Below are 11,283 nucleotides of genomic sequence, written 5' to 3' on the forward strand. Positions count from 1 at the left end.
GTTTATTATTTAACAAATTACTTACTATTTCAGTAAACTTATAATAGAGAATTAATAATAAATTACTTTAAAAAAAGCTGCATATTTCATTTTTAACACTTTATAAACAAATTTTTAGTTTTTTACCTATTATGTTTGCAAATCCAAGTTTTATAATTATTTGAAAAATAGCCCTTTGATCGAAATATTATGAATGTAAAATATACAGCCCTATCCCTTTTGTTAGCTTTTTCTACATCAACATTTGCTCAAGAAAGTGCCGAAAATAAAAGCGTTGAAAAAATAGAAATTAAATTATCTTACTTAGATTCCATTAAAAAATCGTTTGTTAACAATGAACTTGCCTCTCGTGTTGACAGCTTATGGATGAACGAGTTAACTAGTTTAGATTTATACAATACAATTACTTCTGATATTGAAAATCTAAATATTGATGCAAAAGTAGATTTTGAATTGCCAACAGCACTTTTGAAAGAACGTTTAGCAGCAATGGATGCCAAATCTCCATTTAATATCGAGTATAATCATGGGCTTGAAAATATTATCAAATCTTTTTTGAAAAATAGAAAAAAATCTTTTGAACGTTTAATGGGTGTTTCAGAATATTACTTTCCACTTTTTGAAGAAGCTTTAGCTAAGCAAAATGTTCCTTTAGAAATTAAATATTTAGCAGTTGTAGAGTCAGCTTTGAATCCTAGAGCAGTTTCTAAAATGGGAGCAACGGGATTGTGGCAATTTATGTATCACACTGGAAAACAATATGGATTAAAAATCGATTCTTATGTAGATGAACGCAGCGATCCATTAAAGTCAAGTCAGGCAGCCACGCAGTACATGACTAATATGTACAAAATATTTGGCGATTGGGATTTAGTTTTAGCATCATATAATTCAGGTCCAGGAAATGTTTCTAAAGCGATTAGACGATCTGGAGGACAAAAAAACTATTGGAATATTCGCAAAAACTTACCAAAAGAAACACAAGGTTATGTTCCCGCATTTTTAGCAACCATGTACCTTTATGAATATCATAAGGAACACGGAATGGTACCACAAAGAGCAACAGTAAAACATTTTGCTACTGACACTATAATGATCAAACAGCAAATGTCATTTAAACAAATAAGCGATTTGTTAGATGTTCCAGTAGCACAATTACAATTGCTTAATCCTTCTTATAAACTCAATGTTATTCCGTTTTATAATGATGAGCCTCATTTTTTAAGATTACCACAGGATAAAGTAGCCATTTTTGCTTCTAATGAAAATCAAATTTATGCTTATGCAAAAAATGAATTAGATCAGCGAGAAAAACCATTTGAAACTTCAAGATCAATTGCTATAAAAGATACAGCTATTGCAGTATTGCAAAATAAAAAATCCTCTAAGATTACTTATTATAAAGTAAAAAGAGGTGATAATCTTTCAGTAATTGCTACGAAATATAATGTTTCTACTACACAAATTAAAAACTGGAATAAACTCAAAGGAAGTACAATAACATACGGTAAGACAATTAAAATTGTACGAGATGAAAATACAGATGTAATAAAAAATGAACCGAAAAACGATATTGCGCTTGCGGATCCTAAAATAAAAAATCAAGTTTTAGCTAATAAAATAATTAAAGAAGAATTACCATTTTCAAAAGCAACTTCAATTACTGCAGATTCTGAATCGAGTTATATTGTTCAAAAAGGGGATAACCTTGGTAATATAGCTAAGAAATATAATGTAACCGTAGCTGATCTTCAAAAATGGAATGCTCTATCTACCATTAATGTTCAACTTGGAGCTTCATTAACAATTTCAAATGAAGAAGTAGCGGTAAAAGAGGAATTACTATTGAATCCAGAGCGTAAAAACATAGAATACATTGTACAAAAAGGTGATAATTTAGGAAACATTGCGTTAAAGTTTGGAACGACTTTAACAGATTTGAAATTGTGGAATAAATTAGCCGATAATAATTTATCAATAGGTAAAAATTTAAATGTTGCTAAAGATCAAATTGTAATAGTGACAGATAAAGCAACTGTTAATACTTTTAAAACTAAATCAAGTATTGCAGGAACTTCTAGTAAAACGGCTGAATATTCTGTAAAAAAAGGAGATTCATTATTTAGTATTGCTAAAAAATATCCAGGTGTAACTATTTCTGATCTGAAAAAATGGAACGATATTCGCAGTGAAGATATTCAACCTGGAATGAAACTAAAAATTAACGGATAGTCGAGGTACCTTCTAAAGATTTGGGTTTTATTTGTAATAGAATAGCAATGTATAAAACCCACTATTTACTATTTTTTATTTCCTTTTTATTTTTCTCTTGTAAAAATAATGATCATTTACCTCGTGTCACAAGTGGAAAAATAAATACAATTTCGGTAATTATTGATGATCAGTTGTGGAATGGGGATATAGGTGATAGTATTAGAAACAAGTTTGCATCGCCAGTAATTGGCTTGCCACAAGAGGAACCTTTATTTAATATTAATCAGTATCCTGCTAAGCTTTTAGAAGGATTTATGACTGATACCCGATCCATAATCGTGGTAAAAAAAGCAGCCGAAAATAAGTTTGAAATCCATAAAGATCAGTACGCAGCACCTCAAAACGTGTTTCATATTTCAGGTAAAACAGCAGCCGATATTATAAAATATATTGAAAAAAATTATCAGAAAATGATTCGGATAATTAAGGAAGCTGAAATAGCTGAAACGCAACGGATAGATGCCAAATCTTTAATAGATCCACAGATAATTTTTAATAAATTTCGCACTACCATTGAAATTCCTACTGGATATTCGTATGTGCTACAAAAAAGTAATTTCACATGGCTTAAAAAAGAAATTATTGGAGGTAATACCAGCTTATTAATCTATCAAGTTCCTTTAAAAACAATAAAGAAAAGAGGCGATCTAGTGAGTTGTATTGTTAAAATGCGTGATTCTATCGGCAGTTTATATATTAGTGGTAAAGATTTTAATACTAATATGCTAACAGAAGAAGCTTACGCTCCCTATCTTTTTAAAAGTAATCATGATGGTCTTGAAACATTTGAAACCAAAGGAACGTGGCAATTAAATAATGATTTTATGTCAGGACCTTTTATCAACTATTCAATTATTGATCCTGATAATGATCGCATTTTAATTTTAGAAGGTTTCTGTTATGCACCATCAAAGGATAAACGTGATTTAATGCATGAATTAGAATCTATTATAAAATCGGCTGTAATTTCTAAAAAGTAATCTTAATTGCTTTAATTTGCATCCAAAAAGCAATAATTGATGGCAATACATTGGAAAATTAAATCATTTGATTCCCTTACTGTTTATGAACTTTACGACATACTACAATTAAGAAGTGAAATTTTCGTGGTGGAACAAAATTGTGTTTACTTAGATCTCGACGGTAAGGACAAAGTGGCTTTGCATCTTATAGGTGAATTTGAAAATAAAATAGTAGCTCACGCAAGGCTTTTCAAAGCGGGAATTAGTTTTAAGAATGCCTCTATTGGCCGTGTAACTGTTGCAGCTGATTACAGAGAGAGAAAATGGGGCCATGATTTAATGCAGCAAGCTATAGCGGGAATTCAAGATAATTTTGGCGAATATAAAATTACCATAGGAGCACAGTTATACTTAAAGAAATTTTATCAAAGTCATGGATTTACACAAACTAGCGAGATGTATTTAGAAGATGATATTCCACATATTGAAATGATTAAGGAATAGTTAAATCTTAGAAATATAAAATTCAACACGGCGGTCCAGTTTGTCTCCTTTTCCTAATGGGAAATTATTTCCTTTTCCTATATAACTCATACGCAGTCTACTAATGCCTTTGTTTCTTAAATAATGATAAACAGTTTTAGCACGATTAATTGATAAATTATGTTCATTACTTTCTTTATCAATTGCATCAGCATATAATTTTGATGTGCAACACACATGTCCCTGAATTTCAAATTCAAGAGTTTTTTGTTTTTGCAAAAGAAGTACAATATTATTTAACTCTCTTTGTGATTGAAAAGTCAATTTGCTGCTTCCAAGTTGGAATAAAATATTTTGCAAAAAAACGCGATCGCCTACCTTATGATTATTTTGAAACGAAGTATAAATACCTTTTCCAAAATTGTTTTTAAGTACAATAAGTAAATCAACACGTCTGTTTTTTGAGCGTATTTCTTTAATAGTTTCTATTTCATTTTCTTTTAAAAGAATTTTACCTCTTCCTTCAAAAATTATAATTTTATTTTTGTTAATGCCATTTTCTATTAGTACATTCTGCACTGTTTGCACTCTTCTTTGTGAAAGTTTATAATTGTAATCATTAGCACCTCTATCATCACAATAGCCATATATTTCAATAGATTCTACAGTGCTTGTATCACTATTTTGCACAAATCGTATTATATTTTGTATTTGATCTTTGTTAAGTTTCGATTTATCAAAATCGAAGTATACCGTTTCCACAGGTTTCTCTTGAGCTGCTAAATAGCTCCATAAAAGAAGTGTGATCACACGGATTGCACTTTTCATTATATTTTTAGAATCGCATTGTACGTTGTATTATTGTTTAATAAAGCGGTTGCTTTTTTAATTTCAGCATTATTTTGAATATAATACTGATACAATCCTTCTTGATATTGATACCTTTTGATGATTTCATCTACCATTAGATTTTTAATTTCTTTTTGGTTTTTATCAAGTAATGTGTTTTCACTTTTTTGAAGTGCCGTTAGTAATTGTTGGTATTCTGCTAAGATAGATTCATCCAGCTTTTCTTTTTTGGCTATAGCCAAAGTGTTTTTCAAAGCCAATTCTGTTTCGGTATCAAAGGAGAATTTCTGAACTTTTAAATACTGTTTAAAATCCAAATAATCAGCATCAGTAATCACCGGAATTTTAGTACCTAAATTTGGGTTTTTATAATAATATAATGTGACATAATTAAAAATACCGTCGTTGCGAACTAAAGCTTTTGTTATAGGACTAGATTTAGTTTCCTCCATTTCTACATCAGGTTGGATTCCTCCACCGTCATAAACGGTTCTCCCTTTTCGAGTTTTAAAAGCATTGTAATTTTTCTCATCAGTTTTAGTGGCTTTCCCATCTAGATCTTTTTTTGAATAATCCAAAGCTTGAATGCAACGCCCAGATGGAGTGTAATACCTTGAAATGGTTACTTTCAATTGTGTTCCATAGGTTAGATCAACAGGTCGCTGTACTAGACCTTTTCCAAAACTGCGACTTCCTACAACAACAGCACGATCTAAATCCTGTAAAGCTCCTGCAACTATTTCTGATGCTGACGCGCTTCTTTCATTTACTAAAACAATCAGTGGAATTTGAGTGTCAATAGGATCTCTAGTTGTTTTATATGTACTGCTATGTTTTTCGATTTTAGATTTTGTTGTAACGATGGTTTCATTTTTTGGAACAAATAAGTTACAAATATTTACTGCTTCGTTCAATAGTCCGCCTGGATTATCTCTTACATCTAAAATAATTCGTTCAGCGCCCTCTCTTTTTAGTTGTTCAAGAGCATCTTTAGTCTCTTGCGATGCTTTTTTAGTAAAACGTGCTAAAACAATATACCCTGTTTTGTCATCAATTTTCGCAAAGAAAGGAACGGCCTTTATTTCTACTTCATCAAGGATAATTTGTGTAGCGTTTGCTTTTCCTTGTCGCAAGTATTTTATATCAATTTTCGTGTTTATAGCTCCTTTAAAAAGTTGTGTTGCTTCCTCTTTATAATCAGCTAATTGAATATCGCCTATTTGTATAATTTGGTCGCCCGGTTTTAGTCCAGCTTTATCTGCAGGAAAACTTTTATACACTTCTTTGACCACCAGCTGATCTTGTTTACGAGTAAGCACCGCTCCAATGCCTGTATATTCCCCCGTATTATTGATTTTGAAACGCAATACATCTTGCTCATTAAAATAAACAGTATAAGGATCTAAACTAGTTAGCATTCCTTTAATCGCTTTGTCCATTAAATCGCCAGGATTTGTCTCGTCGACATAATTCTTATTAAGCTCTTTAAAAAGCGTCGTGAATATTTCGATTTGCTTTGCAATTTCGAAAAAATCATCTTTAAAACTAGTGCCTATAAATAGAAAGGCTGACGCAACAATAGGGATAAGAATTTTTTTATGGAGAAGGAATTTCATTGTTTTTATTACTAAGAATTTAAAGCACTAAAAATAGTTAAAATAAATAACTATTTAAAATGATCGATCGAGCAAATAATTTCTAGTGTACACTTATTTTTTAATCTACTCTTTTTCTATTGCAGGGTTAATTTCAATATCTTTTTTTTTACAGTTTTGTCGAATAAACTTGTCAAACAATTGAATAGTCTTTAGATTTATTTCCTCATAGCTCAATCGTTCTTTAGTTTGATAAAAAAACATAAATGAATAGGGTTGGTCTAAATTATCAATCAATAAATGTTTGTTTAATCGATAGGTTTCACGTAATACTCGTTTAAAGTAATTTCTATCCACGGCTTTCTTGAAATTCTTTTTTGAAACAGAAACTCCCATTTTGATTTTTTCTCCCGTCCCTGATTCCGCTGCTTCGGGACGGGATGCGGGATCGCCAAAAGAGCCCGATTTGTAAACCAGTCGCAATGGAAATCTAGAAACTGATTTTCCCTCAGTAAATAATAAACCTATCGTGATTTTGCTTTTTAGCTTTTCGTTTTTTGGGTACTTAAAATTCATTTATAATAGAAAAATCATTATTTGTAAAATGCAAATTTACAATTTAACGTTGAGCCTTAGATATCGTTTTAGATTTTAATACTACTAAAAATATATTTATTACTTTTACATGAAATTATTAAGCATGCAAAAACTGATTTCGTATCCCATTTCCGTAATTTATTATTTGTGTTTCGGTCTTACATTGATTATTTTTCACCCCATTCAGTGGGTTTGTTTCACTGTTTTTGGATATCAAGCCCATAAAAAAAGTGTGGATTACTTGAATTTTTTTTTAGTAAAATGCACTAATCTTTTAGGAACTACTTATAAATTTGAAAATGTAGAAGCTATCCCTAAAAATGCACCACTGATTTTTGTGTCAAATCACCAAAGTATGTACGATATTATTGCTATGATCTGGTTTTTTCGCCGTTTTCATTGTAAATTTGTAAGTAAGAAAGAATTAGGTAGCGGAATTCCAAGTGTTTCTTATAATTTAAGACATGGTGGTTCAGTACTTATTGACAGGAAAGATCCTAAACAAGCCATTCCTGCAATTAAAGGGCTTGGAGAATATATTGAAAAGCATAACCGTTCAGCGGTTATTTTTCCGGAAGGAACCAGAAGTAAAACAGGGGTTCCAAAAGCGTTTTCGCAAACCGGATTAAAAATTCTATGCAAAAATGCACCATCGGGTTATGTGGTTCCAATTAGCGTAAACAATTCTTGGAAAATAGTTAAATACGGTTTTTTCCCTTTAGGTTTAGGAAATCGTCTTACCTTTGTAGTTCATGAGCCTATAGCTGTGAAAAATTATGATTTTGCTGATTTGATGTCAAAGACAGAAACAGCAGTAATTCAAGGAATAAAAATTTAAATTATATATAATGTCAATAAAAAACATACGATTAGAAGTAATGCAGTTTTTAGAAAAAAACGTAGATAGCTTTGTGGATCAGTATCTAATTCCAGTTGAGAAAATATGGCAACCTACAGATTTTTTGCCAAATTCTCAAAGCGATACCTTTTTTGATGAGGTTAAAGAATTACGTGAAATTGCAAAAGATTTACCTTATGATTTCTGGGTAACTTTAGTAGGTGATACTATTACTGAAGAAGCATTACCTACTTACGAGTCCTGGCTGATGGATGTAGAAGGAATAGATAACGTAGAGAGAAATGGTTGGTCTACTTGGATCAGACAATGGACAGGTGAAGAAAATCGTCATGGTGATGTATTGAGTAAATATTTGTATTTGTCAGGTCGTGTAAATATGCGCGAGGTGGAAATGACGACGCAACACTTAATCAATGATGGTTTTGATATTGGAACAGGAAGAGATCCTTATAAAAATTTTGTTTACACCAGTTTTCAAGAATTAGCCACTTATGTATCGCATAATAGAGTAGCGCAAATGGCTAAAAAATATGGCGATAATAAGTTGGCTAAAATGTGTAAAATGATTGCTGGTGATGAAATGCGTCATCATCATGCATATAGTGAATTTGTAACTCGTATATTTCAAGTAGATCCTAGCGAAATGATGTTGGCTTTTCAATATATGATGAAGGCAAAAATTGTGATGCCAGCGCACTTCTTGAGAGAATCAGGTGAAAAGATAAGCACTGCATTTGAACAATTTTCTGATTCGGCACAAAGAATCGGTGTTTACACCGCTGCAGATTATGTAGATATCATGCAAAAATTAATTGATAAATGGGAAATTGATAAAATAACTGGTTTAACAAGCGAAGCAGAAAAAGCACGTGACTACTTAATGAAATTGCCTGCTAGAATGGCAAAAGTTTCTGAAAGATTGGTGATTCCACAAGAATCTCATATTTTTAAATGGGTAGAGCCAGCTTTAGTGAGATAATATTTCAATTTTAAATAATTAAAAAATGTTGAGTTTTGAAGTAATAACTTTAAAATTCAGCATTTTTTTTAAGTGCAAATATAAAATGATTAAAACCGATTTAATAAGTAAAACAATTTCTTTTGTAAAAGCAAAACTAGAAACTGCTGAAGGTGGCCACGATTGGTTTCACATAGAAAGAGTATATAGAAATGCAATTTTAATTTCAAAAAATGAAGTTTGTAATACTGTTGTAGTTCAATTAGGTGCATTACTACATGATATTGCTGATAGTAAATTTCATCCCGATGCTTCGGGAGGGGATGAAACAGTGGGGCCAAAAATAGCGCGTGAATTTTTAGAGTCAGAGGAAGTAGATGATGAAACAATATCTCATGTTGTCAACATTATTGAGAATATATCTTTTAAAGGCGGTAATTTCGAAAAGAAATTCTCCTCTATAGAACTAAACATTGTTCAAGATGCGGACCGTTTAGACGCCATAGGAGCTATAGGAATTGCTAGAATGTTTAATTATGGGGGCTTTAAAAATAGAGTTATTTACGATCCAAAAATTGCTCCAAATTTGAAGATGACCAGAGAGGAATACAAAAAGAGTAGTTCTCCAACAATTAATCATTTTTATGAAAAGTTATTTCTATTAAAAGATAAAATGAATACCGAAACCGGAAAGGAAATTGCAAAAGATCGACATCGTTATATGGAAGGATTTTTATCGCAATTTTATGCAGAATGGGAAGGAGAGAAGTAACTTAATTTACGGAGGCTAATTATCTATTGAAAATCAAAGCACTTTAAAATGTTGAATAGTGTATAGTTTGATAGTATTTTAATTATCTAGTAGTAATTTATACAGTGACATAATTTTACCAAAAAGGAAAAATCTTGTTAAAGTTGATATTATCTATTTTTTAAGCATGGCTACCCTTTTAAAGTGTAATACTTTAAAAGGGTTTTTTGTAAATGATCTATAGCATTCGATGCAAATTTTGAATTTAATTTATTTACTTTTGCAAAAATAATTTTTCACACTTAAACTGTTTATAGCATGCAACTGTATAACACCTTAAGCGCAGAAGAAAGAGCCATCATGATCGATGATGCTGGAAAACAAAGACTTACTTTGTCTTTCTATGCTTATGCGCAAATCTCAGATCCCACACAATTTCGTAATGATTTATTTTTAGCATGGAATCCTTTAGAAGTTCTAGGTCGAATTTATGTGGCTAATGAAGGGATAAATGCCCAACTTTCGTTACCAGCTGATAATTTCTATGCGTTTAAAGACACGATAGAAGCCTACGATTTCATGAAAGGAATTCGATTGAATATTGCCGTAGAACATGACGATCACTCTTTTTTAAAACTCACCGTAAAAGTCCGTGATAAGATTGTAGCTGATGGATTAGTTGATGAAACTTTTGATGTAACTAATATCGGAATACACTTAAAAGCGAAAGAATTCAATGATTTATTAGAAGATCCAAATACAATTGTAGTGGATATGCGTAATCACTACGAGAGCGAAATTGGTCATTTTACTAAAGCTATAAAACCAGATGTAGATACTTTCCGCGAAAGCTTGCCAATCATTGAAGAACAATTAGCTGAACACAAACAAGACAAAAAATTATTGATGTATTGTACTGGCGGGATTCGTTGCGAGAAAGCAAGTGCATACTTTAAACACAAAGGTTTTGAAAATGTGTACCAGCTCGAAGGCGGCATTATTGAATATACGCGTCAAGTAAAAGAACAAGGATTGACAAGTAAGTTCATCGGGAAAAACTTTGTTTTTGATCACCGCTTGGGCGAAAGAATTACAAACGATATCGTCTCTCAATGTCATCAATGCGGAAAACCTTGTGATGTACATACCAATTGTGCTAATGAAGGTTGCCATTTACTTTTTATCCAATGTGAAGAATGCGCTTTGGATATGGAGGGTTGCTGTTCTAGTGCTTGTGTAGCTGTAATTCATTTACCAGAAGAAGAACAAAAAGAAGTTCGCAAAGGAATTAAAAATGGCAATATGATTTTTAAAAAAGGAAAATCAGATGTGTTGACATTCAAAAATAATCAAAATCCATTAGCAACTGTTCCAAATCTTACTGATTTCGCAGAAGCAAAAATGGCTCGTAAAGTCGCAACTATCTTAAAAAAAGAAACAAAAATTAAAAAACAATACATTGGAAAAGGAACTCACTTTTTTCCAAAACCAAGCGTTGCTCAATTTTTAATTGAAGAAGGGGAAATAAAAGTTGGTGATACCATTTTAATAAAAGGAGCTACAACTGGAGAACAGCAAATAATTATCGAAGAAATGTTCGTAGACGATATCGACGCTAAAATCGCTTTTTCAGGAGACACTTGTACTTTTAGATTGCCTTTCAGAATTCGTTTATCTGATAAGTTATATAAAGTTTTAGACTAATTTTTTAAATAGATTTACTCATCACCTTTGTCAAAGTTTTAAACTTTGACAAAGGTTTTTAAAGATTGATTTATTACTAAACTATTCTTCTAGTTAAAAACATCTAACCTATTATTTTTGCAACATATTCTGTAAATAAAATTATGATAATAGATAATAGTATGCTGCTTTTTATCAAAAAAAGAAAATATATTCTTTAAAAAATAACATCATTTTCCCGTGAAACAAAGCGTTACTTAATTTCTTATTGT

10 protein-coding genes are annotated in these 11,283 nt (G+C 31.2%); 7 read left to right on the forward strand and 3 right to left on the reverse strand.

The genetic code is table 11. The annotated features are described in order from the left end of the window. Positions 1-189 precede the first annotated feature (189 nt). From RCH18_RS04800 to RCH18_RS04810, 3 genes are read left to right on the forward strand one after another with little or no spacing between them, the layout of a single operon-like run. Positions 190-2,232: a LysM peptidoglycan-binding domain-containing protein gene (locus RCH18_RS04800; RefSeq protein ID WP_326935613.1), complete on the forward strand. Its 2,043-nt coding sequence runs from the start codon at positions 190-192 to the stop codon at positions 2,230-2,232. A 47-nt stretch (positions 2,233-2,279) separates the two neighbouring features. Continuing rightward, positions 2,280-3,254, forward strand: a complete 975-nt coding sequence (locus RCH18_RS04805; protein WP_326935614.1) for a DUF4837 family protein — start codon at positions 2,280-2,282, stop codon at positions 3,252-3,254. 39 nt (positions 3,255-3,293) lie between these two features. Beyond that, complete coding sequence (locus RCH18_RS04810) at positions 3,294-3,740, forward strand: GNAT family N-acetyltransferase (RefSeq protein ID WP_326935615.1); 447 nt, start codon at positions 3,294-3,296, stop codon at positions 3,738-3,740. On the opposite strand, the gene RCH18_RS04815 is transcribed toward RCH18_RS04810, so the two are convergent. The 3 genes from RCH18_RS04815 to RCH18_RS04825 form a co-directional block, all read right to left on the reverse strand. Next, positions 3,741-4,547, reverse strand: coding sequence for an OmpA family protein (locus RCH18_RS04815; protein ID WP_326935616.1), 807 nt, complete (start codon positions 4,545-4,547; stop codon positions 3,741-3,743). Next, positions 4,547-6,184, reverse strand: a complete 1,638-nt coding sequence (locus RCH18_RS04820) for a S41 family peptidase (protein ID WP_326935617.1) — start codon at positions 6,182-6,184, stop codon at positions 4,547-4,549. The genes RCH18_RS04815 and RCH18_RS04820 overlap by 1 nt, the downstream gene beginning before the upstream one ends. A 105-nt stretch (positions 6,185-6,289) precedes the next feature. Beyond that, the gene (locus RCH18_RS04825; protein ID WP_326935618.1) at positions 6,290-6,739 is read right to left on the reverse strand and encodes a ribonuclease P protein component; all 450 of its coding nucleotides are present in this window, start codon (positions 6,737-6,739) and stop codon (positions 6,290-6,292) included. 124 nt (positions 6,740-6,863) lie between these two features. On the opposite strand from RCH18_RS04825, the gene RCH18_RS04830 reads away from it, so the two are divergent. The 4 genes from RCH18_RS04830 to trhO all read left to right on the forward strand — a co-directional run bounded on the left by RCH18_RS04830 (position 6,864) and on the right by trhO (position 11,032). Next, positions 6,864-7,598: a lysophospholipid acyltransferase family protein gene (locus tag RCH18_RS04830; RefSeq protein ID WP_326935619.1), complete on the forward strand. Its 735-nt coding sequence runs from the start codon at positions 6,864-6,866 to the stop codon at positions 7,596-7,598. A gap of 10 nt (positions 7,599-7,608) precedes the next feature. After that, the gene (locus tag RCH18_RS04835) at positions 7,609-8,598 is read left to right on the forward strand and encodes an acyl-ACP desaturase (protein WP_326935620.1); all 990 of its coding nucleotides are present in this window, start codon (positions 7,609-7,611) and stop codon (positions 8,596-8,598) included. An 85-nt stretch (positions 8,599-8,683) separates the two neighbouring features. Then, positions 8,684-9,349, forward strand: coding sequence for an HD domain-containing protein (locus RCH18_RS04840; protein WP_326935621.1), 666 nt, complete (start codon positions 8,684-8,686; stop codon positions 9,347-9,349). 297 nt (positions 9,350-9,646) lie between these two features. Then, positions 9,647-11,032 (forward strand): oxygen-dependent tRNA uridine(34) hydroxylase TrhO, encoded by a 1,386-nt coding sequence (trhO, locus tag RCH18_RS04845; RefSeq protein WP_326935622.1) that lies wholly within the window; start codon positions 9,647-9,649, stop codon positions 11,030-11,032. Positions 11,033-11,283: the final 251 nt, after the last annotated feature.

It is taken from the genome of Flavobacterium sp. PL11 (genome assembly GCF_035985025.1).
Classification (GTDB): domain Bacteria; phylum Bacteroidota; class Bacteroidia; order Flavobacteriales; family Flavobacteriaceae; genus Flavobacterium.

What these genes read in the sequence shown, in the direction of transcription:
- RCH18_RS04820 (WP_326935617.1), bottom strand. Translation starts at nt 6,184, where the DNA reads ATGAAATTCCTTCTCCATAAAAAAATTCTTATCCCTATTGTTGCGTCA.
- RCH18_RS04830 (WP_326935619.1), top strand. Translation starts at nt 6,864, where the DNA reads ATGCAAAAACTGATTTCGTATCCCATTTCCGTAATTTATTATTTGTGT.
- RCH18_RS04800 (WP_326935613.1), top strand. Translation starts at nt 190, where the DNA reads ATGAATGTAAAATATACAGCCCTATCCCTTTTGTTAGCTTTTTCTACA.
- RCH18_RS04825 (WP_326935618.1), bottom strand. Translation starts at nt 6,739, where the DNA reads ATGAATTTTAAGTACCCAAAAAACGAAAAGCTAAAAAGCAAAATCACG.
- RCH18_RS04835 (WP_326935620.1), top strand. Translation starts at nt 7,609, where the DNA reads ATGTCAATAAAAAACATACGATTAGAAGTAATGCAGTTTTTAGAAAAA.
- RCH18_RS04810 (WP_326935615.1), top strand. Translation starts at nt 3,294, where the DNA reads ATGGCAATACATTGGAAAATTAAATCATTTGATTCCCTTACTGTTTAT.
- RCH18_RS04840 (WP_326935621.1), top strand. Translation starts at nt 8,684, where the DNA reads ATGATTAAAACCGATTTAATAAGTAAAACAATTTCTTTTGTAAAAGCA.
- trhO (WP_326935622.1), top strand. Translation starts at nt 9,647, where the DNA reads ATGCAACTGTATAACACCTTAAGCGCAGAAGAAAGAGCCATCATGATC.
- RCH18_RS04815 (WP_326935616.1), bottom strand. Translation starts at nt 4,547, where the DNA reads ATGAAAAGTGCAATCCGTGTGATCACACTTCTTTTATGGAGCTATTTA.
- RCH18_RS04805 (WP_326935614.1), top strand. Translation starts at nt 2,280, where the DNA reads ATGTATAAAACCCACTATTTACTATTTTTTATTTCCTTTTTATTTTTC.